The 26,831-nt window shown below is 68.9% G+C and carries 28 protein-coding genes and 2 pseudogenes; 16 read left to right on the top strand and 14 right to left on the bottom strand.

The genetic code is table 11. From position 1 onward, the window contains the following. Nucleotides 1–149: 149 nt before the first annotated feature. The gene (aceA, locus tag AC2W7K_RS10470) at nucleotides 150–1,433 is read right to left on the bottom strand and encodes an isocitrate lyase (protein ID WP_211978305.1); all 1,284 of its coding nucleotides are present in this window, start codon (nucleotides 1,431–1,433) and stop codon (nucleotides 150–152) included. A 183-nt stretch (nucleotides 1,434–1,616) separates the two neighbouring features. Between aceA and AC2W7K_RS10475 the strand changes: the two genes are divergently transcribed. Then, nucleotides 1,617–3,068, top strand: coding sequence for a helix-turn-helix transcriptional regulator (locus AC2W7K_RS10475; RefSeq protein WP_198500362.1), 1,452 nt, complete (start codon nucleotides 1,617–1,619; stop codon nucleotides 3,066–3,068). A 105-nt stretch (nucleotides 3,069–3,173) separates the two neighbouring features. Beyond that, nucleotides 3,174–3,434 (top strand): hypothetical protein, encoded by a 261-nt coding sequence (locus tag AC2W7K_RS10480; protein WP_211978306.1) that lies wholly within the window; start codon nucleotides 3,174–3,176, stop codon nucleotides 3,432–3,434. Between the two features lie 5 nt (nucleotides 3,435–3,439). On the opposite strand, the gene AC2W7K_RS10485 is transcribed toward AC2W7K_RS10480, so the two are convergent. Continuing rightward, nucleotides 3,440–4,930, bottom strand: a complete 1,491-nt coding sequence (locus tag AC2W7K_RS10485) for an FAD-dependent oxidoreductase (RefSeq protein ID WP_486006123.1) — start codon at nucleotides 4,928–4,930, stop codon at nucleotides 3,440–3,442. A 51-nt stretch (nucleotides 4,931–4,981) separates the two neighbouring features. Between AC2W7K_RS10485 and AC2W7K_RS10490 the strand changes: the two genes are divergently transcribed. From AC2W7K_RS10490 to AC2W7K_RS10505, 4 genes are all read left to right on the top strand, one after another. Beyond that, on the top strand, nucleotides 4,982–6,367 hold the full coding sequence (locus AC2W7K_RS10490; protein ID WP_486006124.1) for a site-specific DNA-methyltransferase: 1,386 nt from the start codon (nucleotides 4,982–4,984) through the stop codon (nucleotides 6,365–6,367). 375 nt (nucleotides 6,368–6,742) lie between these two features. After that, entirely contained in the window at nucleotides 6,743–7,027 is a 285-nt protein-coding gene (locus AC2W7K_RS10495; protein ID WP_211978308.1) for an FmdB family zinc ribbon protein, read from the top strand. A 102-nt stretch (nucleotides 7,028–7,129) separates the two neighbouring features. Next, the gene (gene fmdA / locus AC2W7K_RS10500; RefSeq protein ID WP_211978309.1) at nucleotides 7,130–8,380 is read left to right on the top strand and encodes a formamidase; all 1,251 of its coding nucleotides are present in this window, start codon (nucleotides 7,130–7,132) and stop codon (nucleotides 8,378–8,380) included. Between the two features lie 126 nt (nucleotides 8,381–8,506). Beyond that, the gene (locus AC2W7K_RS10505) at nucleotides 8,507–8,803 is read left to right on the top strand and encodes an antibiotic biosynthesis monooxygenase family protein (RefSeq protein ID WP_211978310.1); all 297 of its coding nucleotides are present in this window, start codon (nucleotides 8,507–8,509) and stop codon (nucleotides 8,801–8,803) included. A 49-nt stretch (nucleotides 8,804–8,852) separates the two neighbouring features. Here the strand turns inward: AC2W7K_RS10505 and AC2W7K_RS10510 are convergent, their stop codons facing one another. Beyond that, on the bottom strand, nucleotides 8,853–9,497 hold the full coding sequence (locus tag AC2W7K_RS10510) for a TetR/AcrR family transcriptional regulator (RefSeq protein WP_211978311.1): 645 nt from the start codon (nucleotides 9,495–9,497) through the stop codon (nucleotides 8,853–8,855). Nucleotides 9,498–9,540: 43 nt separating this feature from the next. Here AC2W7K_RS10510 and AC2W7K_RS10515 point away from each other — a divergent pair, with 43 nt between their 5' ends. Next, nucleotides 9,541–10,473 (top strand): ABC transporter ATP-binding protein, encoded by a 933-nt coding sequence (locus tag AC2W7K_RS10515; RefSeq protein ID WP_211978312.1) that lies wholly within the window; start codon nucleotides 9,541–9,543, stop codon nucleotides 10,471–10,473. Continuing rightward, a complete protein-coding gene (locus tag AC2W7K_RS10520) occupies nucleotides 10,474–11,274 on the top strand; it encodes a hypothetical protein (RefSeq protein WP_211978313.1) in 801 nt (266 codons plus the stop codon). A gap of 59 nt (nucleotides 11,275–11,333) precedes the next feature. On the opposite strand, the gene AC2W7K_RS10525 is transcribed toward AC2W7K_RS10520, so the two are convergent. From AC2W7K_RS10525 to AC2W7K_RS10540, 4 genes are read right to left on the bottom strand one after another with little or no spacing between them, the layout of a single operon-like run. Then, nucleotides 11,334–12,068 (bottom strand): potassium channel family protein, encoded by a 735-nt coding sequence (locus AC2W7K_RS10525; RefSeq protein WP_198500354.1) that lies wholly within the window; start codon nucleotides 12,066–12,068, stop codon nucleotides 11,334–11,336. 52 nt (nucleotides 12,069–12,120) lie between these two features. Next, nucleotides 12,121–12,615 carry a potassium transporter TrkG gene (locus tag AC2W7K_RS10530; protein WP_486006131.1) on the bottom strand — a complete coding sequence of 165 codons (495 nt, stop codon included), beginning with the start codon at nucleotides 12,613–12,615 and terminating at the stop codon, nucleotides 12,121–12,123. Beyond that, entirely contained in the window at nucleotides 12,522–13,133 is a 612-nt protein-coding gene (locus AC2W7K_RS10535; RefSeq protein WP_486006125.1) for a potassium transporter TrkG, read from the bottom strand. The genes AC2W7K_RS10530 and AC2W7K_RS10535 overlap by 94 nt, the downstream gene beginning before the upstream one ends. Further along, a complete protein-coding gene (locus tag AC2W7K_RS10540) occupies nucleotides 13,064–13,420 on the bottom strand; it encodes a hypothetical protein (RefSeq protein ID WP_486006126.1) in 357 nt (118 codons plus the stop codon). The genes AC2W7K_RS10535 and AC2W7K_RS10540 overlap by 70 nt, the downstream gene beginning before the upstream one ends. A 189-nt stretch (nucleotides 13,421–13,609) precedes the next feature. Here AC2W7K_RS10540 and AC2W7K_RS10545 point away from each other — a divergent pair, with 189 nt between their 5' ends. Both AC2W7K_RS10545 and AC2W7K_RS10550 read left to right on the top strand, forming a co-directional pair. Next, on the top strand, nucleotides 13,610–15,064 hold the full coding sequence (locus AC2W7K_RS10545; RefSeq protein ID WP_211978314.1) for an APC family permease: 1,455 nt from the start codon (nucleotides 13,610–13,612) through the stop codon (nucleotides 15,062–15,064). Next, nucleotides 15,061–15,792 (top strand): class I SAM-dependent methyltransferase, encoded by a 732-nt coding sequence (locus AC2W7K_RS10550; RefSeq protein ID WP_211978315.1) that lies wholly within the window; start codon nucleotides 15,061–15,063, stop codon nucleotides 15,790–15,792. Before AC2W7K_RS10545 ends, AC2W7K_RS10550 begins: the two co-directional genes overlap by 4 nt. A 61-nt stretch (nucleotides 15,793–15,853) precedes the next feature. On the opposite strand, the gene AC2W7K_RS10555 is transcribed toward AC2W7K_RS10550, so the two are convergent. The 4 genes from AC2W7K_RS10555 to AC2W7K_RS10570 all read right to left on the bottom strand — a co-directional run bounded on the left by AC2W7K_RS10555 (nucleotide 15,854) and on the right by AC2W7K_RS10570 (nucleotide 18,635). Continuing rightward, the gene (locus AC2W7K_RS10555) at nucleotides 15,854–16,162 is read right to left on the bottom strand and encodes a HepT-like ribonuclease domain-containing protein (protein WP_211978316.1); all 309 of its coding nucleotides are present in this window, start codon (nucleotides 16,160–16,162) and stop codon (nucleotides 15,854–15,856) included. 43 nt (nucleotides 16,163–16,205) lie between these two features. Continuing rightward, entirely contained in the window at nucleotides 16,206–16,511 is a 306-nt protein-coding gene (locus AC2W7K_RS10560) for a nucleotidyltransferase family protein (protein WP_211978317.1), read from the bottom strand. A 76-nt stretch (nucleotides 16,512–16,587) separates the two neighbouring features. Further along, a complete protein-coding gene (locus tag AC2W7K_RS10565; protein WP_211978318.1) occupies nucleotides 16,588–17,964 on the bottom strand; it encodes a sensor histidine kinase in 1,377 nt (458 codons plus the stop codon). After that, nucleotides 17,961–18,635, bottom strand: coding sequence for a response regulator transcription factor (locus tag AC2W7K_RS10570; protein WP_211978319.1), 675 nt, complete (start codon nucleotides 18,633–18,635; stop codon nucleotides 17,961–17,963). The genes AC2W7K_RS10565 and AC2W7K_RS10570 overlap by 4 nt, the downstream gene beginning before the upstream one ends. 73 nt (nucleotides 18,636–18,708) lie before the next feature. Here AC2W7K_RS10570 and AC2W7K_RS10575 point away from each other — a divergent pair. From AC2W7K_RS10575 to AC2W7K_RS10595, 5 genes and pseudogenes are all read left to right on the top strand, one after another. Next, nucleotides 18,709–18,921 (top strand): annotated as a pseudogene (locus AC2W7K_RS10575) (glycosyltransferase); the annotation flags it as partial. Nucleotides 18,922–18,974: 53 nt separating this feature from the next. Further along, nucleotides 18,975–19,172, top strand: a pseudogene (locus tag AC2W7K_RS10580) (glycosyltransferase); the annotation flags it as partial. Between the two features lie 47 nt (nucleotides 19,173–19,219). Then, the gene (locus AC2W7K_RS10585) at nucleotides 19,220–19,888 is read left to right on the top strand and encodes a UDP-N-acetylglucosamine--N-acetylmuramyl-(pentapeptide) pyrophosphoryl-undecaprenol N-acetylglucosamine transferase (RefSeq protein WP_486006127.1); all 669 of its coding nucleotides are present in this window, start codon (nucleotides 19,220–19,222) and stop codon (nucleotides 19,886–19,888) included. Nucleotides 19,889–19,952: 64 nt separating this feature from the next. Continuing rightward, nucleotides 19,953–20,936 (top strand): SDR family NAD(P)-dependent oxidoreductase, encoded by a 984-nt coding sequence (locus AC2W7K_RS10590; protein ID WP_211978321.1) that lies wholly within the window; start codon nucleotides 19,953–19,955, stop codon nucleotides 20,934–20,936. Between the two features lie 34 nt (nucleotides 20,937–20,970). Next, the gene (locus AC2W7K_RS10595; RefSeq protein WP_211978322.1) at nucleotides 20,971–21,969 is read left to right on the top strand and encodes an LCP family protein; all 999 of its coding nucleotides are present in this window, start codon (nucleotides 20,971–20,973) and stop codon (nucleotides 21,967–21,969) included. A gap of 154 nt (nucleotides 21,970–22,123) precedes the next feature. Here the strand turns inward: AC2W7K_RS10595 and AC2W7K_RS10600 are convergent, their stop codons facing one another. Then, a complete protein-coding gene (locus tag AC2W7K_RS10600; protein WP_198500351.1) occupies nucleotides 22,124–23,344 on the bottom strand; it encodes a glycine cleavage T C-terminal barrel domain-containing protein in 1,221 nt (406 codons plus the stop codon). A 265-nt stretch (nucleotides 23,345–23,609) separates the two neighbouring features. On the opposite strand from AC2W7K_RS10600, the gene AC2W7K_RS10605 reads away from it, so the two are divergent. Next, the gene (locus tag AC2W7K_RS10605) at nucleotides 23,610–24,473 is read left to right on the top strand and encodes a methylenetetrahydrofolate reductase (protein ID WP_249120939.1); all 864 of its coding nucleotides are present in this window, start codon (nucleotides 23,610–23,612) and stop codon (nucleotides 24,471–24,473) included. Nucleotides 24,474–24,578: 105 nt separating this feature from the next. Here the strand turns inward: AC2W7K_RS10605 and AC2W7K_RS10610 are convergent, their stop codons facing one another. Together AC2W7K_RS10610 and AC2W7K_RS10615 are read right to left on the bottom strand one after the other, a co-directional pair. Next, the gene (locus tag AC2W7K_RS10610) at nucleotides 24,579–25,328 is read right to left on the bottom strand and encodes an IclR family transcriptional regulator (RefSeq protein ID WP_198500350.1); all 750 of its coding nucleotides are present in this window, start codon (nucleotides 25,326–25,328) and stop codon (nucleotides 24,579–24,581) included. 118 nt (nucleotides 25,329–25,446) lie between these two features. Next, entirely contained in the window at nucleotides 25,447–26,688 is a 1,242-nt protein-coding gene (locus AC2W7K_RS10615; RefSeq protein WP_232623810.1) for a CaiB/BaiF CoA transferase family protein, read from the bottom strand. Between the last annotated feature and the right edge of the window lie 143 nt (nucleotides 26,689–26,831).

Here is a 26,831-nt window from a genome sequence, read left to right on the forward strand (position 1 = left end):
ACTTCTCCTCACTCGTCGTGAGTGCTGTGCGGGACTGATGAGATGGTGATGGTGCGGGGCTGGGGAAGTAGGAGGTGCCGGCGCGGATCGGCGGTGCAAACCCCGTGAAAACACCGTCGATCCGCGCCGAGTCTGTGGGCCGGATCGGCTCAGTGGAACTGAGCCTCTTCGGTCGACCCGGACAGGGCCAGCGTCGAGCCCTCCGGGTTGACGGCGGTCGAGACGAGGTCGAAGTAGCCGGTGCCGACCTCGCGCTGGTGCTTCGTCGCGGTGTAGCCGCGGTCCTCGGCGGCGAACTCGCGCTCCTGCAGCTCGACGTAGGCCTTCATCTGCTCACGGGCGTAGCCGTGGGCGAGGTCGAACATCGAGTAGTTGAGGGCGTGGAAGCCGGCGAGGGTGATGAACTGGAACTTGTAGCCCATCGCACCGAGTTCGCGCTGGAACTTCGCGATCGTGTCGTCGTCGAGGTGCTTCTTCCAGTTGAACGACGGCGAGCAGTTGTACGCGAGCATCTGGTCCGGGTGCTCGGCATGGATCGCCTCGGCGAACTGCTTCGCGATCTCGAGATCCGGCAGCGACGTCTCCATCCACAGCAGATCCGAGTACGGAGCGTACGCGTTGCCGCGGGCGATGCAGGCCTCGAGGCCGTTGCGGACCTTGTAGTAGCCCTCCGCGGTGCGCTCCCCGGTGAGGAAGGGCTTGTCGCGCTCGTCGACGTCGGTGGTGATCAGGGTCGCGGCGTCGGCATCGGTGCGGGCGATGATCACCGAGGGGACGTTCTCGACGTCGGCGGCCAGGCGGGCCGACTGGAGGGTGCGGATGTGCTGCGAGGTCGGGATGAGGACCTTGCCGCCGAGGTGGCCGCACTTCTTCTCGCTCGCGAGCTGATCCTCCCAGTGGACACCGGCCGCACCCGAGTTGATCATGCCCTTCATGAGCTCGAAGGCGTTGAGCGGGCCGCCGAAGCCGGCCTCGGCGTCGGCGACGATCGGGACCATCCAGTCCTCGACGGTCTGCACGCCTTCGGCATGCTCGATCTGGTCGGCGCGCATCAGGGCGTTGTTGATGCGGCGGACGACCGCGGGCACCGAGTTCGCCGGGTAGATCGACTGGTCCGGGTAGGTGTGGCCGGAGAGGTTCGCGTCGGCGGCGACCTGCCAGCCGGAGAGGTAGATGGCCTTGAGCCCGGCCTTGACCTGCTGAACGGCCTGGTTGCCGGTGAGCGCGCCGAGGGCGTTGACGAAGTCGAGATCGTGGAGTTCCTCCCAGAGCTTCTCGGCTCCGCGACGGGCCAGCGTGTGCTCCTCGATGACGGATCCGCGCAGCTTGACGACATCCTCGGGCGAGTACTCGCGGGCGACTCCCTGCCACCGGGGGTTGGTCGCCCAGTCGCGGCGGATCGCTTCGATGTCGTGCAGTTCGTTGGCGCTCATTGTTCTCACTCCTGATTGCTTGCCGAGGTGGTTCGTGTCATCCATCTTGGTGGGGCCGCAAGGGGTGCGACAGAGGAAAGTGGGAAGAATATTCTGCGCTTTTCCCATTGGCGAAAAATCTCAGTTCTGTCATACTGGTCACACTCGCGCATCACTCGCCGATTCGACGCCTCGGAGGCCGTTGTGACAAGCACACAGACGCAGGGAACCGATCTCGACCAGCCCGTCGACAGCCTCAGCATCGGCAGAAGAATCCGATTTTTTCGCAAACAGGCGGGGATGACGCTGAGCGAGCTCGGGGAGAGGGTGGGGCGTGCGGCCTCGCAGATCTCGACGATCGAGAACGGCAAGCGGGAAACTTCTGTCACGCTCCTCGCCGCGATCGCAGCGGCGCTCGGCACCGAGGTCGCCGAGCTCATCGACCCGACTCCCGTCGACGGTCGGCAGGCGCTCGAGCTCGAGGCCGAACGCAATCAGGCCTCGCCGATGTACTCCTCGCTCGGCCTGCCGCAGGTGCGCATCAAGTCCCTGCCGCAGGATGCGCTCGAGGCGATCGTCGGACTTCAGCGGCAGCTCGCCGAGGTGCTCACCCGGAGAGCGGCGACCCCGGAGGAGGCTCGGCGGGCCAACCGGGAGCTGCGGGAGATGATGCGCGAGAAGAACAACTACTTCGCCGATCTCGAGAAGCAGGCCGCCGAGCTGCTCAGCCTCGCCGGGTACGAATCGGGAACGGTGTCGCAGCGGGAGACGGCGACGATCGCCGAGAAGCTCGGCTTCAGCCTCCACTACGTCTCGGATCTGCCGAGTTCGACCCGGTCGATCTCCGACACGGCGAACCGCCGCATCTACCTGCCCAACGCAGATGCCGCATTCGATCCGCGCACGCACCTGCTCACGAGCCTCGCCCCGCATGTGCTCGGCCATGATTCGCCGAAGGACTTCCATGAGTTCCTCCAGCAGCGCGTCGAGGCGAACTACCTCGCCGCAGCCGTGCTGCTGCCGGAGAGTGAGGCCGTGCCCGTGCTCACCGAGGCCAAGCGCAAGCGGCAGCTGTCCGTCGAATACCTCCGCGACATGTTCGGCGTCGGCTACGAGACCGCGGCGCACCGGTTCACCAACCTCGCGACCGAGCACCTCGACCTGCCCGTCCACTTCATGAAGGTCCACACCTCGGGGACGATCCACAAGGCGTACTCGAACGACGGCCTGCCGTTCCCCACCGATCCGCTCGGGGCGATCGAAGGGCAGTTCGCGTGCAAGCGCTTCACCTCGCGCACGGTGTTCCGCGTCGCCGACCGGTTCAGCCCGTACTACCAGTACACCGACACCCCGCAGGGCTCGTTCTGGTGCACCGCCCGGGTGCTGCCCGGCGGTGACTTCGCGATCAGCGTCGGCGTCCCCTTCGCCCACGTCAAGTGGTTCGAGGGTCGGGAGTCGCCGATCCGTTCGCAGTCGCGCTGCCCGGACCCCTCATGCTGCCGGACGGCCCCGGACGACCTCGCCGCGAAGTGGGAGGACAACTCGCTGCCGTCGGCGAAGATGCACGCCTCGCTGCTCGCCGCCGTCCCACCCGGTGCGGTCCCCGGCGTCGACGACACCGAGGTCTTCGAGTTCCTCGAACGCCACTCGGGCTGAGCCGCCTCAGCGCCCGGTTGCAGCCTGCGCGCGTTCGACGAGATCCTTGATCGGCCTCTGACCTGCAACTACACTGGTGGGCCCGAGCATTGAGGAGGTTGAGCGGTGTCCTCGTCCGAGACAGGCGCGCTGCGGCGGTTCTTCACCGCACGGCCCGAACGCCCCATCGATTTCGTCCTCACCTGGATCGGGATCTGCCTGGTTCCCGTCGTGGCGTGGCCGATCATCGGCATGCTGACGGGCAGCATGAGCGAAGGCTTCCAACGGGTCCTTCCCACGATGATCGGCGCGCCGATCGGTTCTGGGATCGCCCTCGCCGCAATCTGTGCCCTGCGGTCGACGAGCAAGCGCGATTCCGAGGGCTGAGCCCCTCAGCGCCCCGCTGCCTGCGCGCGCTCGACGATGTGCTCGGCGATCGCGAGCGCCATCGTCGCCCCTGATGCGGGCACGCTGCGGACCTGGGTGAGTCGGCCGCGGGTGGTCACGGTCAGCCCGGTGACGAGGTCGCCCTTGGCATCGATCGTCGCGGCGCGGATCCCGCGCGGTCCCGCCGTCATCTCCGCCGTGTCGAGATCGGGAGCGAAGCGCCTGATCCGCTCGACGAACGCCGAGGTGCTCGTCGCCGACCGCACCCCCTCGGCCGCGGAGCGCACATTGCGCTTCGCGAACTTCCAGAAACCGGAGAACCCGAAAGACGCACCGAGGTCGCCGAAGTCGATGTCACGGGCCGACCCGGCATTGCGACCGAGCGCGATGTGCGTGGTCGGGCCCAGCAGCAGCGCGCCGTCGACGGTGCGCACGAGCATCGTCTCCTCGAGGGGATCATCCGGTTCGGGCACGGAGCCGATGATCCCGTGGACCGCCTCGGCGGCGGGCGGCACCAGCTGCGAATAGCTGCTGGCGAAGGGCACGACCCGTGGTTCGGGGTCGAGGCCGGCCGCGGCGGCGAGCCGATCCGACTGGAGCCCGACGGCGACGAACACGAGGTCGAAGACCCCGGCGTCGAACTCCGCGGGCGGGGTCGGCCGGTTCCGGTCGACGGGTCTGGTGCCGGTCCACTCGTCGATCTTGTCCTCGGCGCTGCGGAACCAGTCCTTGTCCCCGAACCGGCGGTGCAGCTCCTCCCCGAGCCGGCCGCCGCGTCCGCCCCTCCCGGCCTCGACCTGCGGCTCTCCGTCGTCACCGCGATACGTGCGCGGCCGGTCGACGACCTGGTCGTCGTCGGTGTGCGGCCGTTCGCCGGGCATGGTCTCGAGGTCGGTCGAATAGCCGGTCTCGCTCGGGTCCGCCTCATCGTCGCTCGGGGCGTTGCGAGCGCGCACCCGCACCTCGTTGCTCATGACGTCGATGCCGGTGACCTCCGTGCCGAAGCGGAAGCGCCCCCCGGCCTCCCGGACGTCGGCGGCGAGCGCCTCGGCGAGGCTGCGATAGTCGGTGATCGCGGTATGGGGTGAGTAGAGGGCCTGCACGCCCCTGGCCTGCGGTTCGATCTCGCGCATCTCGGCCCGGTCGACCATCCTCACCCCGGGCACGCCGGTCTTCTCGGCCCGGGTGAGCAGGTCCTCGAGGCGTTCGACCTCATCGGTGTCCTGGGCGACGACGAGCTGCCCGCACTCGCGCAGCGCGATCCCCTGCCCGGCGGCGTAGGGGATGAGGAGCTCGAGGCCGCGACGGGCGAGCTTCGCCTCGAGCGTGCCCGGCGCCTCCGTCAGTCCCGCATGGACGATGCCCGCGGTGTGCCCGCTCTGGGCGGCCGCGACGCGGTCGGCGCGGTCGAGGACCGTCACCTCGGCGTCCGGGAACCGGCGGGTGATCTCACGGGCGAGAGCCACACCGATGATGCCTGCGCCGACGACTGCCACTCGTGAAATACTCATACAGCCATCTTGGCACCGTCGAGACGATCAAGCGAGGTGAAGACGACCGTGACCGCCCTGACCTGGCCCGGCAAAGAGGAGTCGTTCGCGCTCGGTCACCACCTGAGCCGCACGCCGGGGGCTGGGTTCACGGTTCCCGGCGGCCGCCTCGGCGAGGGACCGCCGGGGACGAATGAGCACAGCCTGCGCACCCACGTGCCCGACCCGCACGAGAACCTCCTCGTCGTCGGGGACAATCTGCCCGCGCTGCAGTCGCTGCTCGCCACGCATCGGGGCCGGGTCAAGGTCGTCTACATCGATCCGCCGTACAACACGGGCAACGCGCACGCGTACAAGGACGACGGCTACGATCACGGCAGCTGGCTCGACTTCATGGCTCCGCGGCTCATCCTCGCCCGGGAGCTCATGCGCGATGACGGCGTGCTCTACCTCCACCTCGACGACGGGGAGAGCGCGTGGGCGCAGCTGCTCGGGCACGAGGTCTTCGGGGAGGCGAATTCGCTCGGCACCCTCATCCACCAGCGCGCGAAGGGTGGCGGCAACTCCCCGTCGTTTGTCCGCGGGCACGACTACATCCACGTGTGGGGCCGGGACGCGCGCGCGGCGGGGGCGTTCCTCACGGAGAAGAAGGCCCCGGCGAAGGTCGAGGTCATCGACGGGCGGAAGATGCTCGTCGAGACCGATGTGCTGCGGGCGAGCTTCGGCCGGTATGCGCGCGGGTCGGAGCGGCGGCTCATGTACGAGGACATCCGCGCCGTCAAGGGTGAGCGGAAGCTCGCCGAGGTGGACGCGAAGCTGGCCTCGGGCGAGTACATCCTCCGACCCTGGGGTCCCGGCAAGCACGCGGTGGTGCGGGTGACGCCGTACGAGCTCGCGAGCTCGAAGCTCTACTCGATCATCAAGGCCCTCGGCGGACAGAACGACCTCGAGGACCTCGGCCTGGGCGGGGTGTTCGGATATCCGAAGCCCGTCGACCTCGTCAAGACGCTCATCACCGCACAGACGTTCTTCGACCCCGAGGCCATCGTCCTCGACTTCTTCGCCGGTTCCGGGACGACGGCCCAGGCGGTCATGGAGGCCAACCGACGTGACGAGGGACGACGGTCGTTCGTCCTCGTCCAGCTCCCAGAGAAGCTGCGCGGCAAATGCGGCGGCCGCGGCGTGCGCGCGTCGGGTGAGGCGGGCGACGGCAGCGGCGCAGGGGCAGGCGGGGCTGGGGCCGCGGACACTGGGGCTGCGGACACCGGTGAGGCCGCAGTTGCGGCGGGAGCAAGCGCGGCTGGCACAGGAGCTGCGAGCAACAGCGCACGCGCGGGCGGCTTCGCGACGATCAGCGACCTCACCGCCGAGCGCATCCGCCGCGCCGCCGACGAGCTCGCCCCCGGACTGACCTTCACCGAGGTCACCATCGCCGATTCCTGACCTCCGCGCCGCTTCCCGGGCCGCTGCTGGTGTTCTGCGCCAGGCTGGGGGTGGAATCTGCGCGCAAATCGCCATGGACGTGGCGCACACTCGCTGTGGAGGTGGCGCAGATGCCTCCCCGCGAGAGTTCAGGTCGTAGAGTGTCGATTCGAGGCGCTGAAATCGACACTCTGCGTCCTCGATTTCAGCGAAATCGGTGAGCGGGCGCCCTGGCGCGGCCACGCTCCCGCCCTGGCGCGGCCACTCTCCCGCACCGAGGCGGCCGCTCACTCGCGCTGCGAATGTCCCAACAGGTCTTCCCAGGCTCTCGCCGCGCTGACAGAATGCTTGTACGGTCACATCAGGCCCTCCACCAGCGAAGTCAGGGGTGATGCAGTGCCCACATACGTCTACCGCTGCGATGCGTGCGGCGACACCGAGCAGACCTTCCCCATGCTCGAGAAGCCGTCGACGATCGCCTGCCCCCGCTGCGCTGGGACGGCACGGTCGGTGGTGAGTTCGCCCCACCTCGGCGCGGGGAACACCACGGCCCACCGACTCCTCGATGCGACCGCACGGACCGCAGACGCCCCTCCCGTCGTCGATCGTCTGCCCGGTTCACCACGCGCACCGAGGCGGGTGAGCCAAGATCCTCGGCACCAGACCCTCCCACGCGCCTGACACCGCTCGCCGCCGCTCCGCCGTCCTGCACCGCCCAGCTGCTCCATCAGCACCGTCCTGCACCGCCGCCCGTCACTGTCGACTCCACGCAAAGGACACGCCATGCCAGACGTCATCTTTCCCCTCGATTCGACCAAGCCGTTCACCGACCAGAAGATCACCGGCCACAACCGCTGGCACCCGGACATTCCCGCGGCCGTCCACGTCAAGCCCGGGGAATCGTTCCGGCTCGACTGCCGGGAATGGTTCGACGGGTTCATCAAGAACGACGACAGCGCCGATGACGTCCGCGATGCGCCGGTCGACATCGTCCACGCCCTCTCCGGACCGGTCGGCGTCGAAGGGGCGAAGCCCGGTGACCTGCTCATCGTCGACATCCTCGACGTCGGACCGATCCCGCAGGAGGAGGGTCCGCTCGCCGGGCAGGGCTGGGGCTACACGGGGATCTTCGCGAAGGAGAACGGCGGCTCGTTCCTCGTCGACCAGTTCCCCGATGCCTACAAGGCGTGCTGGGACTTCTCCGGCGGCACGGCGACGTCGCGCCACGTCCCGCACGTGTCCTTCACCGGAATCGTCCACCCCGGCCTCATGGGCACGGCCCCGAGCGCCGATCTGCTGGGGACATGGAACACCCGTGAAGCCGCGCTCATCGCCACCGACCCCGATCGGGAACCACCGCTGGCCCTGCCGCCCGAGCCCAACGGCGCGATCCTCGGGTCGCTGACCGGGGAGGACTTCGACCGGGTCGCCGGTGAGGGCGCCCGCACGGCCCCGCCTCGGGAGAACGGCGGCAACCAGGACATCAAGAACCTCACGAAGGGCACCCGGGTGTTCTACCCGGTCTTCGTCGACGGTGCGAACTTCTCCGTCGGCGACCTCCACTTCAGTCAGGGCGACGGTGAGATCACGTTCTGCGGCGCCATCGAGATGGGCGGATTCATCGATCTGCGCGTCGACCTCATCAAGGGCGGCATGGACACCTACGGGGTGAGCGAGAACGCGATCTTCCAGCCCGGCAACTCCGACCCGCAGTACTCGGAGTGGCTGGCGTTCTCCGGCACCTCGGTCACCCTCGACGGCGAGCAGCGCTACCTCGACTCGCAGCTGGCGTACCAGCGGGCCTGCCTCCACGCGATCGACTACCTCACGAAGTTCGGCTACAGCCCCGAGCAGGCGTACCTGCTGCTCGGCGCCGCCCCGATCGAGGGACGGTTCTCCGGGGTCGTCGACATCCCGAACTCGTGCGCCACGGTCTACCTGCCCACCGCGATCTTCGACTTCGACGTCACACCGAACTCCGACGGCCCCGTGCAGATCGACCCGGGCATCGGCGCCGCACGCACCACCCCGTGAGAGTCAGCGCGTGGAGTCGGCGCGAGACGCACGGCGACCGCATCCGGACAACCCAGCGTGGATCCAGGGTGCGGTCGTAGGGTCGGGAGGACAGACACTCATCGCCGACCCCACGGAGGAGCAGATATGTCCGTCGTCGCCATCAACACCCTCACGGTTCCCGAGAACGCCGGCCCGGAACTCGAGAAGCGCTTCGCCGCCCGCAAGCACTCCGTCGACAGCGCGCCCGGCTTCGAGGGCTTCCAGCTGCTGCGTCCCACGGCCGGCGGCGACCGCTACTTCGTCTACACGCAGTGGGCGACGAAGGAGGACTTCGAGAACTGGAAGGCCAACCGATCCTCGGCCCACGAGTCGAACGGTCAGGCACCCGTCTCGAGCGCGGCGGAGCTCCTCGAATTCGAGGTCGTCGACCTCGGAGACTGACACCACACTTCACCTCTGACTGAGCTGACGAACGGCGCCGTTCGTCGGCTCAGTCCTGCGCCGAGGCGGTGGCGATGCCGGCGATCTCGCGGTCGAGGATGTCGTAGGCCGCCTCCGGGGTCCGCACCTCGAGCATGACGTCCTGAGCCAGACCCTTCGCGAGCGCCACGAGCCGCACCGCCGCCTCGGCGGCTGACTCTGCCGACTCAGCGCCCAACGCGACCTGCCCGGACCTGCTCCCCCGCGCGAGCACCCGCGCCACCCGCCGGGTCGCCGCCTCCGCCGTCCGCCGATCGTTGTCGACGACGATCTCGGCGATGAGCGGGTCGCCCACGGCCTTCGCGACATACGTGAACCACACCGACGCCCCCACCCGCATCGCCTCACCAGCGGGGATGAAGGCGCGCACGAACGTCCGCAGGGCATCGACCGGATCGGTTCCCGCGACGTCCCCGGCCTCGTCAACGGCCTCGACCTCGTCGTCGATCTCGGCCCCGGCGACGAGCTGCCGGCACCCCTCGAGGACGAGCGCCTCACGCGACGGGAAGTAGTGCTGGACGCGACCGATCGAGATCCCCGCGGCATCGGCGACGGCCCTGAAGGTCACCGCATCGATCCCCCGGGTGTAGATGACGAGCCACAGCGCGTGGACGATCTCGGTGCGGCGGGCGGCATGGTCGACGATCTTCGGCATTCCGCCACTTTACAATACGATCAACTTGTATCACTATTGCGGTATGAACATATTGCAAAACGACGATGCGGGTGTCAGCGTCCGCGGTCTGACGAAGCGCTTCGGGACGGCGACCGACGTCGACGATCTCAGCTTCGACGTCATGCCCGGCCACGTCACCGGCTTCCTCGGCCCCAACGGCGCCGGGAAGTCGACGACCCTGCAGATGATCCTCGGGCTGACGGCTCCCGACGCGGGGACCGCGCTCGTCGCCGGTGCACCCTTGAGCGATCACCCCAACCCCGCCACCGTCGCCGGCTCGCTGCTCGGCACCGAACGCCTCCTGCCCGGCCTCACCGTCGACGCGCACCTCGAGTGGGCGGCCCGGCTCTCGGGCCTGACCGGCGACGAGCGCACGACGAGAATCGCCGCCGTCCTCGCCGAGGTGGGGCTCGAGTCCGCAGCGACCCGTCGCATCTCCGCGCTCTCGCTCGGCATGCGCCAGCGCCTCGGCCTCGCCGCCGCGATCCTCACCGACCCGCAGGTGCTCCTCCTCGACGAACCGCTCAACGGCCTCGACCCCGAGGGGATCACGTGGATGCGGACGTTCCTCAAGCGCTTCGCCGCCTCGGGGCGCACCGTCCTCTTCTCCAGCCACCTGCTCACCGAGATGGCGCTCACAGCCGACCACGTCGTCATCATCCGCGCCGGTCGCCTCGTGGCCGACCTCCCGCTCGCCGACCTCGTCTCCCACGCACAGGCCGGGGTGGTCGTCCGCGGTCCCGATCTCTCTGCCCTGCTGGCCAGCCAAGCGGCGGCGGGCCGACCGAGCACGCCGACCCCGGACGGAACCGGCGCGGTCATCGCCGACGCCGAACCGCGCGAGATCTTCCGCGACAGCGTCCGCCTCGGCGTCGACCTCGATGAGCTCCGCCTCGACGAACCCGGCCTCGAAGAGGTCTTCCTCCGTCTCACCACCACCCGGAAGGCACGCTGAATGTCGACAACCCCGCAAGCCCGCGCCGCATCGGCAGAATGGGCGAAGCTGCAGGCCCTGCGCGCCCCGCGCATGCTCGGCGGCACGGCCGTCGTGCTCGCTGCGGTCTCCGCCGCCGTCTTCATCCTCAGCTTCCCCGTCACGCAGGGAACGGCGCTCGACCGCGCCCCGCTGACCGATGTCCTCACCGCCAGCGTGCTCGGCGTCGATGTCGCGGCGATCGTCCTCGTCGTCTTCGCCGCGTGGTTCGTCGGCATCGAGTTCCGCACCGGCGCGATCACCGAGGCGCTCCTGCGCCTGCCCCGCCGCTCCGCGGTCATCACCGCCAAGGCCCTCGTCATCGCCGCAGTCACCGTGCTCACCGCGGTGATCGCGGCACTCGCCCTCACCGTTGTCGCCGTCGCCCTCGCGGCCACGCTGACCGGTGCGAGCTGGTCGGAGACCCTGACTGCGGCGGTCTCACCCGAGCATCTCCGGCTGCTCCTCGGCAGCGCGCTCATGCCCGTGGTCTTCGCTCTGCTCGCCGCGTTCGCCGCCTTCGCCTTCGGGTCGATGGCGGCGGGCGTCCTCGGCGCGCTCGGCCTCATCGTCGCCTCGATGCTCGCCGGCTGGCTGCCGGCCGGCGCTGCCGCGGTCGTTGCGCCCGTGCTGCCCCTGGCCGCCGTCCACACGATCAGCGGTGCCGCCGAGGCGGGGTCGACGGAGTTCCTCGGCATCGTCCCAGCGGTGATCGTCCTCGCAGCGTGGGTGGCGATCGGCTGGATCCTCGCCGCGTGGCGGCTGCGGCGACGGGACTTCTGACCACCCCACCCGAGCGGCTTCGCCCCACGCGAGGCACCGGCCTCACCCCACCCCGAGTCTCAGTTGTCCGTATCCTTGTCGAGTTCGCTGAACCGCTCGACCTCACGGGGGTGGCCGGCGATGAGGATCTCGTCGTCGGCGTAGAGGGTCATGTCGCGGTCGGCGATGTCCCACTGCCTGCTGCCGGCCCGTTTGACCGCGACGATCGTCACCCCGTACGTGGCCCGCACGCCGAGGCTCGCGAGCGGCACATCGGCGACGCGCACCGGCGGAGTCGTGCGAGCGAGGACGAAGTCGTCGTCGATGGGCAGGAAGTCGGAGATGTGGCCGCGGATGAGGTGCGCGAGCCGGCGCCCCATGTCGTTCTCGGGCCGGATGACGTTCTTGATCCCGAGCTGGTGGAGGATCTCGCCGTGGGTCTCGCTGATCGCCTTGGCCCAGATGTGCTGGCAGCCGATCTTGAGGATGCGGGAGGCAGCGAGGATGCTCGCCTCGAGGTCGCTGCCGATCGCGATGACGACCCGGCTGACCTCGTCGATGCCGAGCTGACGGAGGACCACCTCGTCGGTGGCATCGGCTCGCGTCGCGAACGCGAGCCTGTCCGCGTATTCGGCGACGACCGCCTCGTCGTTGTCGATGCCGATGACGTCGACTCCGTGCTTGGCGAGCTCGAGCGCGAGCGAGCCGCCGAAGCGACCGAGGCCGATGACGGCGACCGCCCCGGCTTCGGCCATCGGCTCGGAGTCGCCGGCGAAGAAGGCGGCGGAGCGGGCCAGCCAGGTCTTCTCATTCATTGCGGTGTCCTTTCCTTGCGATGCGGACGTGTGTCAGTGGAGGCGAGCGCGATCAGCCGATGAGCGGGCGCTCCTTCGGCAGTTCGTAGCGGATGGGGCGGTTGCGCAGGGCCAGCGCCGAGGCGACGGTGACGGGCCCGAGGCGACCGAAGATCATCGTGACGATGAGGACGGCCTGGCTGAACGGCGGCAGCTGCGCGGTGATCCCGGTCGACAGGCCCACGGTGCCGAACGCCGAGACGACCTCGAAGAGGATCCGGTCGAACCCGAGCTCCTGCGCATCGAGCATGATCGCCATCGTCGAGACGACGATGAGGCCGAGACCGAGGACGATGACGGTCGTGGCCTGGCGGTGGACCGAGCGGGAGACCCGACGGCCGAAGAGGTTGACGGCGCGACCGCCGCTGATCTCCGTCCACGTCATCGCCGCGAGCACGACGAAGGTCGTGATCTTCACACCGCCCGCGGTGCCGGCGGGACCGCCGCCGATGAACATGAGGATGTCCATCCCGAACCACGTCGCCGGGTGCATCTGCCCGATGTCGATGGTGTTGAATCCCGCGGTGCGGGTGATCGTCGATTGGAAGGCCGCGGCTGGATCTTGCCCCACCAGTCGAGGGGGCCGAGCGTGCCGGGATTGTTCCATTCGATCGCGCCGATGAAGATCGTGCCGGAGATGAGCAGGATCGGGGTGACGACGACGACGGCGCGCGTCGTCATGCTCCACGTCAGCGGGAACCGGTACTTGCGGAAGAGCTCGATGAGCACGGGGTAGCCCAGGCCGCCGAGGATGACGGACAGGGCGATGGGTCCGGTGATGAACGGATCGGCGACGTAGGCCATGAGGTTGTCGCGGTTGAGGCCGAAGCCGGCGTTGTTGAACGCGGAGACGGCATGGAAGATCGCGCTCCACACGGCGTCGCCGTTCGCCTCGCCGTAGTACCAGCGCAGCCGGAGGTAGAGTAGGACGGCGACGACGAATTCGGTGCTCAGCGTCAGCGCGGTGATGCGCAGCACCATCGGCATGACGCCGCCGATGTCGGAGCTCTTCGTCTCCGAGGCCACCGACTGCCGCAGCTTGAGTCCGGCGCGCCGGCGATGACAAGGGCGAGCAGCGTGGTGAGGAGGATGACGCCGAGCCCACCGGCCTGGATGAGGATGAGGATGACGAGCTGGCCGAAGAAGGTGAAGTCCTGCCCGGTGTCGAGGACGACGAGGCCGGTGACGCTGAGCGCCGAGGTCGCCGTGAAGAGTCCGGACAGCAGGGAGATCCCGCCCGGCGCCACGGTCGCGGCGGGAGTCATGAGGAGACCGGCCCCGACGATCAGCGCGGACAGGTACCCCGTGACCACTCGGACGATCGCATTTCGATGTGTGCTGTGCACAGAGGAAATCTAGCACCCGCCTCGGCGGACGTGGGAAATCCCTGTCATACCGCCGGGTAGACGCTCCCTGTGCTGTTACTGTGCAGATACCCACGGGATCGGCACTGCTGCCGGCCACCTCGGTGGGGCATGGACCGACGATGAGGAAGGCGAGTCATGAGCACTCAGCACACAGAGACCGAGGACCGGGGGCACGGCTTCGTCAAGGCGCTGGGCACGGTGGATGCGCTGTTCATCGGGTTCGGGGCGATGATCGGGTTCGGCTGGGTCGTCCTCACCGGCGAATGGCTGACCGGGGCGGGCACCCTGGGGGCGATCCTCGCGTTCGCCGTCGGCGGCATCATCATGTGCTTCGTCGGCACCGTCTACTCCGAACTCGTCGCCGCGATGCCCCATGCCGGCGGCGAGCACAACTACCTCATCCGGGCGATGGGCCCGAAGATCTCGCTGTTCGGGTCGTGGGCGATCACCGGCGGATACATCAGCGTCGTCATGTTCGAGGCCGTGGCCGTCCCGCGGACCGCGCTCTACCTCTTCCCCGACCTCGAGTACATCAAGCTGTGGACGATCGCCGGCGAGGACGTCTACCTCACGTGGGCGCTCATCGGCACGGTCACGGCGATCGTCATCGCGTGGATCAACATCCGCGGCGTCCGACTTGCCTCCCTCGTCCAGACGTTCGTCGTCTCGTTCCTCATCATCGTCGCCCTCCTCCTGCTCACCGGCGGCATCGTCGGCGGGGATCCGGCGAACACGGAACCGCTGTTCACCGGCGGGGCGGCCGGCTTCATCGGCGTCGTCGCCGTCGTCCCATTCCTCTTCGTCGGCTTCGACGTCATCCCCCAGTCGGCCGAGGAGATCAAGCTGCCGGCGGCGAAGATCGGCAAGCTCGTCGTCATCTCGGTGCTCATGGCGATCGTCTTCTACATCGTCATCATCTGGATGACGTCGCTGGCGATCCCCGCCACCGAGCTGACCGCCCACGACCTCGTCACCGCCGATGCGCTCTCGGCGATGTTCGGCTCCCCGGTCTGGGGCCAGATCGTCATCGCCGGCGGCCTGGCCGGCATCATCACCTCGTGGAATGCGTTCCTCATGGGCTCCTCGCGGCTGATGTGGGCGATGGCCGTGGCGGGGATGATCCCCGCCTGGTTCGGCCGGCTCCACCCGAAGTACCGGACCCCGGTCAACGCGATCATCTTCATCGGCGTCCTCTCCGCCCTCGCCCCGTTCCTCGGGGCGGCGGCGCTCGGCTGGATCGTCGACGCCGGCTCCCCGGCGATCGTCATCGCCTACTTCCTCGTCAGCCTCGCCTTCATCGTGCTGCGGCGGAACGAACCGGATATGGCCCGTCCCCTGCGCATCGGCGGGCGCGGCAGCGGCGGCATGGTCATCGGGGTGATCTCGGCGATCCTCACCCTCGTCCTCTTCGTCCTCTACCTGCCGATCACCCCGTTCTCCGCGCAGCTGGCCTGGCAGTCGTGGGTGATGTTCGCCGCCTGGCTCATCGTCGGCGTCTTCTACATGTTCCGTCTGCCCGGTGGGGTCAAGGCCGGGCCCAACGCCGAGGCGGAGCTGCTGTCCAAGGTCAAGGCGCGGATGCGGCGGTGACCCCGTTCGCCCGGACGCTGCGACGGCTCAACGACCGGTTCCCGTGGAGCCACAACGACCACTTCCACCCATGGATCGTTGCCAGCCTGCCTGCTCGCAGGCGCGGTGCGATCGAGGTCGGCTGCGGGCAGGGCGCACTCCTGGCCCGACTGGCCGGGGAGTTCCGGCACGTCCACGGCACCGACACCTCGGCGGCGATGCGCGCTGATTCGCTCCGGCGCTGCGCGGGCCTGGGCAACGTCACCATCGATGCCGCCCAGCTGCGCGACCTCGATCCCGGGACAGAAGCTCATGGCACCGAAGCTCATGGCACCGAACCGGAGCCGATCGACCTCATCACGATGGTCGCCGCGCTCCATCACCTCGATGTCGAGGAGACCTTCACCGAGGCGGCCCGCCTCCTGACCCCCGGCGGTCGGCTCCTCATCGTCGGCCTCGCCCTCTCGGCGACTCCCCGGGACTTCCTCTGGGAGGGGATCTCGGTCGTGACGAACCCGCTCATCGGCATGGTCAAGAACGCCCCACCTCGGCGAGGGGACGACCGGGTCGGCGGACCGGACGGGAACCCTCCCACGTCCGCGGGTCCGCGCGACCCGTTCCCGGTGACGGATCCGACGATGACGTTCGATGAGATCGCCGAGGCGGCCCGCCGTCACCTGCCCGGCGCGCGGTTCCGGCACAGGGTCGGGTTCAGGTACACGCTCGAGTGGACCAAGCCGGGGCGGTGAGCGCCACAGTCATGTGGGCAGGACCGTCGACTTCGCGAACCGGTCGATGACGTCATTTCAGCTACTGTGCTTCGGCAGCGCCCCGAGCTTCATCGACAAGTTCAACGAGTAGAGGGACCAGCGCGGGGATATCGGTCGTCGATGCTCGCCACACGATCTCGTAATCGATGTTCCCGTACTCGTGAGCGATGATGTTCCGCATTCCGATGATCTTCTCGAGTCCCGGCACCCTCTCTGACGTCTCCCTGTCGTCCCTCCGCAGCCGATTCAGAGCCTCTCCGAGAATCTCCAGCTGACGCTCGATCGCCGACCGGAGGACAAGGTCGGAGTTGAACTCGGTCTCGGTCCTGCCGTCGACGAAGTCCCTCACATTCGTGGCCGAGTCCGCCGCATCCCACAGGTGCGCCCCTGCCTCAGGCCGCATAGACGTCCTGTGCATTGGCGAAAGCGGATGCCCTGAAGAATGGATTCCTCACAGAACGCTCGACTACGAGGTCGACTCGTCTGCCGACGATTCTCTCCAGCTCGAACTTCAGATCGAAGTAGTCATGGTAGACGTTCTCACGCCCGGGTTGAAAGACCACAAGGAAGTCGACATCGCTCGTTTCGCGATCGAACTTCTCGGTGGCATACGAGCCGAACACCCGAAGCCGTTTCACGCCGTAGCGCTCACACGCACGACGAATCGCCTCGATATCCAGTCGGTCGGCGGGCTTCATACCAACAGTCTGGCAGATCTGGCACGACTCGGCGAGAGATTCGGTGTTCGTCCCGCCGCTGAGGGCCGCACCGGTCTCACACGGCGGCGAGGGGGAAGCGAATGCTCATCAGCGTGCCGCCCGCGGCCGGCCAGTCAGCGACGATGCGCGTTCCGTGGGCCGCCGCGATCTGCTGGGCGACGGCGAGGCCGAGCCCCGAGCCGGTCTGCCCTCCGCTGTCCGGGGCGCGATAGAAGCGGTCGAAGATCCGCTCGCGGTGCTCAACGGAGACGCCGGGACCCTCGTCCCTGATCCGGAGCATCACACTGTCCGCCGAGTCGGCTGCGGCCGCGTGCCCGTCGGGTCCGCAGAGCACGCCCGTGACGTCGACGGCCCCCGGGGAGTACTTGAGGGCGTTGGCGACGAGGTTGCCCGCCAAGCGCCCGAGATCCGGCTCGCTGCCGACGATGACGACCTCGGGAACGTCGACGCGGATCGTGCGCTCCGGCCAGGCCGCGCGCAGTGAGGTCACTGCCGACTCCACGACGGCGTCGAGGCGCAGGGGCTCGACGAAGGGATCGGGTTCGGCACCGCGCGCCAGGTCGAGCACATCGGAGACGAGACCGGACATCTCGTCGATCGCCTCGTGAAGGTTCGCTTCGGCCGACTCGCGGCGGCGCTGATCGAGCTGCGGGTTCGTCGCCAACTGGGCGTTGGCCTTGATCGCGGTCAGCGGCGTCCGCAATTCGTGGGACGCGTCGGCGACGAGCTGCCGCTGGGCCTGCAGCGAGGTGTCGAGCGCGGCCACCATGGAATCGAAGGACCGTCCGAGCTGAGCCAGCTCGTCGGTGCCCGGCATATTCAGCCGCAGCTCGGTGTCCCGGCTCTCCGCGATCGCCTCGGCGGTCGAGGTCACCGACCGCAGATCCCGCAGCAGCGCGCGCGACACCAGCGCACCGATGAGCAGGCTGGCGAGCACGCTCGCTCCGCCGAGGGCGAGGAACAGCCACCGTGTGCGCTGCAGCGAGGTCTCCACGCTGTCGGCCCGGTAGGCGACGGTGACGGTGCCGGACCGATCCGCCAGCGGTGCGGTGTAGAGGCGGTAGTGCGCACCGGCGATCGTCTCGGTGTGGAACTCCGGAGGCGCCTCGCCGCTGGCGATCGCGGCGCGGTCGTCGGGGAGGACGAGACCGCCGGGCGGGACCGGGTCACCGGTGACGGCGACCTCGGTGCACGCGGGTGCGCCCAACCACCGGCAGTCCGTCGTCGTCGGGATCTCCTCACCCTGCCGCTGTTCGAGCACGACGGCATTCGCCGACCGCACGAGCGTGAGGTCGAGGCTCCGATAGCTCTCCCGGGAGACGAGCCAGTACGCGCCCAGCAGGGCGAGGACGAGCAGCAGGCCGATGACCGCGGCGACGGTGAGGGTGAGAGCGCGCGTCAGCCCCAGGCGCCGGCGCAGGGGGACCCTCATGCGCGCACCCCCAGCCGGTAGCCCAGTCCCTGGACCGTCTGGATGAGCGGTTCGTCCCCGTCGGCGTTGAGCTTGCGCCGCAGGTAGCCGATGTAGACGGTCAGCGAATTCGATCCCGGGTCGAAGGTGCGGTCCCAGACCTCCTCGGCGATCTGCGCGCGGGTGAAGACCCGGTCGGGGGCGGTGATGAGGAGCCGGAGGATGGCCGCCTCGGTGGCGGTGAAGTCGATCCGCCGACCTCCCCGCTGACCGGTCCGCTCACCGGGATCGAACTCGAGATCGCCGAATCGCAGCTGCGCGGCGGCCGGATCGTCGACGCGGCGCAGCAGGGCGCGCAGGCGAGCGAGCAGCTCCTCCATGTCGAAGGGCTTCGTGAGGTAGTCATCCGCCCCGGCATCGAGACCGTCGACGCGGTCGCGGACGCTCGTGCGGGCGGTGAGCATGAGAATCGGCAGCCGGTCCCCCGCCGCGCGCAGCGCCCTGGCGACGGCGAGCCCGGACAGACCCGGCATCGAGACGTCGAGGACCAGAGCATCGACGTCGTGCTCGGCCATGAGGACGAGCGCGTCCTCCCCGCTGCCGGCGCTCAGCGTCTCATGCCCGGCGAGTGCCACCGCTGCGGAGACGGCCTCGACGATCCGGGGCTCGTCATCGACGATCGCAATTCTCATGCACCCCATCGTAGGACCGGCCGCATCCGCTGCTCTTATATCCGTCTTATGTCCCCTTCCCACCATTGAGGGCATGAGCATCCTCAGCAGCGCCCGGCACGACGGGCACATCAGCACCTCGAGCGCGGACCGCCCCCGGACCATCGCGATCGCCGCAGGCGGAACCGGCGGACACATCTATCCCGGGCTGGCCGTCGCCGACGAACTCCGGGCACGCGGTCATCACGTCATCTTCTTCGGCAGCGACGACCGGATGGAGAACCGCATCGTCCCCGCGCGGGCTATCACCTCGAAACCTCGCGCATCCACGGTCTCACCGGTCCGCGTTCGGCCCTCACCCTGCCGGGGACGCTGTCCGCGGCGGTCATGCGCAGCGCTCGCGCCCTGCGCCGCGCCGGGGTCGAGGCGGTCCTCGGAACCGGAGGCTACCCGTCGATGCCGGCGCTCATCGCCGCACGGCTGCTCGGACTGCCGGCCCTCGTCCACGAATCGAACTGCGTGCCCGGCCTCGCCAATCGCACCGCAGCCCGCCTCGCGCCGCAGGTGGCGGTGAGCAGCACCGCCGCCGCCCGGGGTTCGCCGCCGTGTCGCGCACAGCGGGGCAGCGGGCGGCGGCGATCACCGGAATGCCGATCGATCCGGCGCTCGTCGGCCTCGACCGCCGGTCGCTGCGCACCCGCGCGCGGAAGCAGCTGGGGGTGCCCGAATCCGGCGTCCTCGTGCTCGTCTCCGGCGGCAGCCTCGGCGCACAGGCCGTCAACGACGCCGCACTCGAGCTCGGAGTCGCCCGGAACGGCGACCCGGGGATCCACTTCCTCATCAAGACCGGCGCCGCAGCCGCCAGGGACGTCGACTCCACCGCGGTGACGACGGTCGACTACCTCTCCCGCATGGACCTCGCGTATGCCGCCGCCGATCTCATCGTCGCCCGCGCAGGCGCCTCGACCGTCGCGGAGCTCGAGCATCTCGGACTTCCCGCGGTCCTCGTGCCGCTGACCACCTCGGCGGGCGGACATCAGCAGGCCAATGCCGACCACCTGCGGTCGCAGGGCCTCGCCGACGTCATCGCCGAGGACGAGCTCAGCCCCTCCCGCCTCGACGCGGCGATCACCGACCTCCTCGCCCGGACCGGAGAACTCCGGAACAGGGACCGCGGCGAGGCGGCCGGGGGCACCGCCGACTCGATCCACGCGAGGGCGGCGGCCACCCTGGCCGATTCGCTCCTCGCGCTCCTTCCCGCCCCGCGGCGCTGAGCTCTGCGCCGCCCCACCCCTTCCCACCCCGCACCATCGATCACGAATCAGAACAGGACTCATCATGGACACCAGCTTCTTCTCCTCCCGCCGCGTCGTCGTCACCGGCGGCGAGGGATTCATCGGCTCCCACCTCGTCGAATCGCTCCTCAGCGCCGGAGCGGACGTCACCGTCTTCGCCCACTACAAGCCCTACGGCGAGAACGGCCACATCGCCCATCTCCTCGATGACGTCCGACTCGTCGGCGGCGACATCCGGGACGCCGATCAGGTCTCGCGCGTCGTGGCCGGGGCGGACACGGTCTTCCACCTCGCCGCCCTCATCGGCATTCCGTACAGCTACGTCGCCCCCGACTCCTACCTGCAGACCAATATCGCCGGGACCCGCAATGTCGCCGAGGCGGTCCGCCGTCACGATGTCCGCCGCCTCGTGCACACGTCGACGAGCGAGGTCTACGGGTCCGCGATCACCGTGCCCATCAGCGAGGACCATCCGCTGCAGCCGCAGTCACCGTACTCGGCGTCGAAGATCGGCGCCGACATGATGGCGATGTCGTACTTCCACAGCTTCGAGACCCCCGTCTCCGTCTGCCGACCGTTCAACACCTACGGTCCCCGGCAGAGCGCCCGCGCCGTCATCCCGGCGATCCTCGGGCAGATCCATGCCGGAGCCCGCACCCTGCGCATCGGCTCCACGACGCCGACGAGGGACTTCACCTATGCCACGGACACCGCGGCCGGCTTCATGGCGATCGCCGCCGCGGACGCGGCCATCGGTCGCACCCTCAACCTCGGGACCGGACACGAGATCTCCGTCGGCGACCTCATCACCCGTCTGGTCGAGATCTCCGGCGCCGAGGTGGCCCTTGAGCAGGACGCAGAGCGCATCCGTCCCGCCGGCAGCGAAGTCGACCGTCTGCTCTCCGACAATTCGCTGGCCCGCGAGCTCACCGGGTGGGCTCCGACGACGAGCCTGCGTGACGGGCTGGAGAGGACCTGGGAATGGGTCCAGCGCCAGCCCGTCAAACCGCTCGGCTATGAGCGCTGACCAGCCCCGACCATCACCGCGAAAGGACGAGACCATGTCAGACCATCGCCCACCGTCACACCGTTCACCCCGCCGTTCGTCATCGCGCCGGCTGCGCTGGACGCGGAGGACGGCGATCATCGGCGGGGCGCTGATCCTGCTGCTGGCAGGGAGCGCCGTGATCGCCCTCAACCGGGTCGAGGAGAGGATCCGGACCGAGCCGCTGCTGACGAGTTCGCTCGCCGAAGAGGACGGGCCCGGGCTGAATATCCTCGTCCTCGGTTCCGACTCGCGGGAACTGACCACAGAGCGCTACGGGAAGGACGACGGGGCCCAGCGCAGCGATTCGATGCTCCTCGTTCACCTCTCGCAGGACGATTCGCGGATCTCCGCCGTGCAGATTCCCCGCGACACCCTCGTCGAGGCCCCGCAGTGCACCGGCCGAGCGTCCGGCACGACGATGATGATCAATTCGGCGCTCAACGCCGGACCGGCGTGTTCGGTGCAGGCGGCCGAAGAGCTCACCGGGGTGCCGATCCAGCACTTCGCGCTCGTCGACTTCGACGGCTTCGCCTCCGTCATCGACGCGATCGGCGGTCTGCCCGTCCGCCTCGACGCGCCGATGAAGGACACCGCGGCCGACCTCGACCTGCCGGCGGGAGACCAGGTCCTCGACGGCAGGCAGGCCCTGGCCTGGGCGCGGGCCAGGCACTCGATCGGCGACGGTTCGGACATCTCCCGCCTGTCCCACCAGCAGGAGGTCATCGCCGCCATCGTCGACCGGGTCAGGGAGCAGAACCTCCTCACCCGCCCGGACCGGGTCCTCGACCTCGCCGATTCCGCTGCCGAGGCACTCACGGTCGACAGCGACCTGGGCACGTCAGCGGCCCTGGCGTCGGTCTTCACCCGCCTCGCGCAGGTCGATGCGAACCGGATCACGGTCGTGACGATGCCGTGGCAGCCCGCCCCTGAGGATCCCAACCGCGTGGTGCCCTCTCCCGAGGCCGCGACGCTGTTCGCCGACATCAGGAAGGACGTTCCGGTCACGGGCTGAGGCAGGTCACGGGCTGAGTGACGCCGCGGTCTGAGGACCGGCCCACAGGTCGAGAGCCCGCCTGTCGGACGTGCGAACGCGGCCACCGGCTTCTCGCACAGTGACCGCGCCCGGATCGGTGGGACAGCCTGCCGGACTGTCCGGGAGCGCCGGCTCAGATCGCGGCGTCGAGTCCCCTGACCTTGAGGCGTTCACGCTGGTTGGGGTTGACGCTCGGACGGAACGGCATCTCGACCACCTCGGCGCGCACCGGCACTCCGGGAGTGTCCGCATACGGTTCGGGCAGGTGCACCCAGAATTCGGTGCCCAGCTCCGCCTTGCCGACGGGCACGTGAGCCATCGCGATGTTCGACTCGAGCTCCGGCGAGTACCACGGCGAGGTCACGTAGCCGACGGGATCGGACTCGGGATCCTCGCTGACGAGCCAGAAGTCCGGGGCGTAGTCCGTGATCGGATTGCCGCCGAGGACGAGTCCGACGAGCTGCGTCCGATACGGCGGGTCGCCCGCCTCGATCTGCTCGCGGACCTCTTCGAGCCGTGCCTTGCCGATGTAGTCGGCTTCCTTCTTCCGCGGCACCTGATAGCCGAGGTTGACCTGGAACGGCAGGGTCTCGAAGTCCATGTCCTGGCCCCACGAGAGGATGCCCGCGGCGATCCGCCGGTGGTGGCTCGGGGCGACGACGCGGAGGTTGTAGGGCACGCCCGCGGCGAGCACAGCGTTCCACATGTCCTCGGCGTACTTCGTCGCGTCCTTGAGGTAGATCTCGTACCCCTTCTCCCCGGTGAATCCCGTCTGGGAGATGATGACGTCGTGGCCGCCGACCTGGGCTTCCATGAGGCCGTAGCTCGGGAGGTCGCGCCCCTCGTCGCCGACGAGATCGGCGATGACGTCGACTGACTTCGGGCCCTGGACCTGCACGGGCGCGACGTCGATCTCCTGGATCGTGACGTCGAACTTCTTCCCGACGTTGACGCCCTGGAGCCAGAGCATGAGATCGGTGTCGGAGAGGCTGAACCAGAACTCGTCGATCGCCACCCGGAGGAGGATCGGGTCGTTGAGGATGCCGCCCTGCTCGTTGCAGAGGATGACGTAGCGGGCCCGCATCACCGGGATCTTCGTCGCGTCACGGGTGATGACGTAGTTGACGAACGCCTCGGCGTCGGGGCCCTTGACCTGGATCTGCCGTTCGACGGCGACGTTCCACAGGGTGACGTCGTTGACGAGGGGCTGGTACTCGGCCATCATCCCGCCGTCCTCACGGGAGATGTAGCCGCGCGGGTGGTACATGCGGTTGTAGATCGATGCCCGCCAGCACCCCTGCTCCATCGACAGCTCCCAGTACGGGGACTTCCGCACGCGGGTGTCGATGAGCATCTCCACTGGGGTCGGGCCGGACTGCCTCAGGTTGATCGGGACGCCTCTGTCGCTCTGATCAACGGTTGGAACATTGTTGTCCATGGGTTTCCCCCTGCTTCCACAGTTTTATATTATGGAACTCAACTCCCATATTATGGGTGATTTGAGTGTAGAATCGTCGGCACAGCAGAAGCAAGGACTTCCGACCGGTAATTTGGCCGGCGCGCAAGACGGCGGATCGGCTGCCGCCGCGATCGGGTCCCTGCCCCGCCGGAAGGAGACAATGGTGTCCGTGTCCGCTCTTCGCACACTTCTCAAGTCCGCCCGCTACGAGGTCCTCCCCACTGCCGGGATCGTCGACCGCATCAGCGACCACGTCGCCCCAGGTCGGACGATCACGGTGACCGCATCGACGAGCATGGGCCTTGATGCGACCCTGTCCACCGCCGAGGCGCTCCAGGCCCGCGGCTACACCGCCGTGCCGCACATCGCCGCCCGCATGGTCCAGGGCCGGACCGAGCTCGAGGAGATCATCGATCGCCTCGGGCGCGCCGGGATCGACACGATCTTCGTTCCCGCAGGGGATGCCACGCCGCCGGCCGGAGGCTATGCGAGTGCGCTCGACCTCCTCATCGACCTCACGAGCCTCGCCCCGCCGATCTCGCAGATCGGGGTGGCCGCCTACCCCGAGTCACACCCGCTCATCCCCGACGACGTCACCGTCCAGGCGATGTGGGACAAGCGCGACTACGCCACGCACATCGTCTCGAACCTCTGCTTCGACCCGGGGATCGTCAGCACGTGGCTGGCCCGCGTGCGGGCGCGCGGGATCGAGATGCCCCTCATCCTCGGCATCGCCGGCAAGGTCGAGCTCGCGAAGCTCGCCAAGGTCGCGACGAAGATCGGCGTCGGCGAATCGACGCGGTTCCTGCGCAAGAACACGGCGACGTTCACCCGGATGGCCAAGCCCGGCGGCTACAACCCCCGGAAGTTCCTCGACCGCCTCTCCCCCGTCCTCGCCGACCCGTACATGGGGGTCTCGGGACTGCACATCTACACGTTCAACCAGGTCAAGGACACCGAGGCGTGGCGACGCAGGCAGCTCGAGCTGCTCGGCGACCCCGATCCCGCCTCGGTGACGTCGTAAGCCGGTGAGGTTCTGAATCGGTGAGGTTCTAGTCGTCGACCGCACTTCCGGACGACACGATCGACCGCCTCGGTGCGGGACGACGCCCGCACCTCCCCGCCGAGCCTACCGGTGGCTGACCTTGCGTTTGAGGCTGCGGGACAGCAGCCCCGCCTCGGCGATGAGGAGCTCACCGAACCGGTCGTGGTGCTCGGCGATGCGCATCGTCGGGCCGGAGATGCCGACGGCGGCGATGACCTGGTCATCGGTGCCGAGCACGGGGGCGGCGAGGGCGTCGAGACCCGGCTCGAACTCCTCGTGGACGATCGCGAACCCGCGGTCGCGCACCTCGGCGAGGTCGGCGAGCAGCTCCTTCCGCGATCCGAGCGTGCGCGGGGTGAGGCGTTCGAGACGCCCCGTCGGCACGGGGATCGCGCGGAATGCGAACATCACCTTCCCCAGCGCCGAGGCGTGGGAGGGCACCTTCACATCGACCCAGTTCGTCGCCCCGAGGACGTACGTCGAGTCGACCTGCGCGATCTGGACGACGGCGTTCGAGCTCGGCACGGCGAGGTTGACGGTCTCGCCGGTCTCCTCGCTCAGACGCTGGAGGATGGGGTCGGCGGCGGCGACGAGCGCCTCGACCCGATCGAAGCGGGAGGCGTACGTCGCGAAGAGGGAGCCGCCGCGGAAGTGACCCTCGGCGTTGCGTTCGACGAGGCCGTTGCGCTCGAGCGCGGAGAGCAGGCGGGAGACGGTCGACCGGGCGAGCTCCGTGGCCTCGACCACCTCGGTGAACGAGATCGGGTCGTCGGCCTTGACGACCAGCGACAAGATCTCTGCGGCTCGATCGATCGACTGGGTCCCATTGCTCATACTGCTTCGCTCCGTCGGGGAAAGGGGCGCCGGGCGGTTCTCGACCCTCCGGCGCCATTCACACTACCGCACCCGATTTGGGCCGCAGGTCACGATTGGCACACGGTTGCGTTGCAGGTCACGTGCGGTCTGCGCTGAGTTCCGCGGCGACCGCGGCGGTGTCGTCCCCGATCTGCGGAGCGCGCCGAGGCGGCTCCGGGGCACTCGTGCCACCGAACCTCGGGGCGGGGCTGGGCTGGTCGACACCGGCGGCATCAGTTGCGAAGAGACCGCGGGCCCGGTTGTGCTCGTCGTGCTTCGCCTCGGCCATCGTCAGCACGGGTTCGACGCACGCGTCGACACCGGTGAAGAGGTCGTCGAGCTCGGCGAGGCTGCGGGCGGCGATCGCTGGGGCGATGAGGGCGCGCAGGGCCGGCCAGTGCTGCGGGTTCCAGTGGTCGAGGGTGCCCAGCGGCTCGGGGAGATCGTCCTCGAGGTCGAGCGCGCGGACGAACGCGGCGAAGAACGGCGGCTCGATGCAGGCGACGGAGAGGTGTCTGCCGTCGGCAGTCGGGTAGACGTCGTAGAACGGCGCCCCGGAGTCGAGGAGGTTGCGGCCGCGGGCGTCGTGGCGCCAGATGCCCATCGCGGCGAACCCGTGCATCATCGCGTAGAGGAGGTTGGCGCCGTCGACCATCGCGGCGTCGACGACGGTGCCCTCGCCGGTGGCGCGGGCATGCGTGAGGCCGGCGAGCACGCCGACGACGAGGAGCATGCCCCCTCCCCCGAAGTCGCCGAGGAGATTGGCCGGGAACTGCGGCGGTCCGTCGGCGCGGCCGAGTTGGGCGAGGAGTCCCGTCGAGGCGATGTAGCCGAGGTCGTGGCCGGCCTTCTGGGCCTTCGGGCCGTCCTGTCCGTAGCCGGTGATCCGCCCGTAGACGAGGGCGGGGTTGAGAGCGCGCAGGTCGTCGGGCCCGAGGCCGAGGCGCTCGGCAGCGCCGGGCCGGAAGCCCTCGACGACGATGTCGCTGCCGGCGGCGATCGCCTTGGCCAGCGCGATGCCCTCGGCGGTCTTGAAGTCCGCGGTCACCGAGCGCTTGCCCCGGTCGAGGACGGGATTCATCGGCTGACCGATGCTCGTCGGCGGGTCGAGGCGGATCACCTCGGCGCCGAGGTCGGCGAGCATCATCGTCGCGAACGGACCCGGTCCGATACCGCCGAGGTCGAGGACGCGCACCCCGGCGAGCATGCCGGGGGACGGGGTGGTGGGGGCAGGGTTTGTGCCGTATGAGGTCGCGGGGGCACGGTTCGCGTCATTGTCGTCGGCGCTCGCCGAGCCTGCTCCTGCGCTCGACGGGCCCGCTCCTGGTGGCATCTCCATTGATCTCCCTTTCGTCGATTTCACCTTCGCCGACAGATCCTGATTTACTGTAGAACGTTCGATCAGTTTCGACAATGACGCACAGCGGCGGAATCGTCGTTGCCGACAGGCGAAGTAATCGTCGTTGCCGACACGCGAAGTGT

This window comes from Brevibacterium sp. LAARM2_SD2, assembly GCF_057364785.1.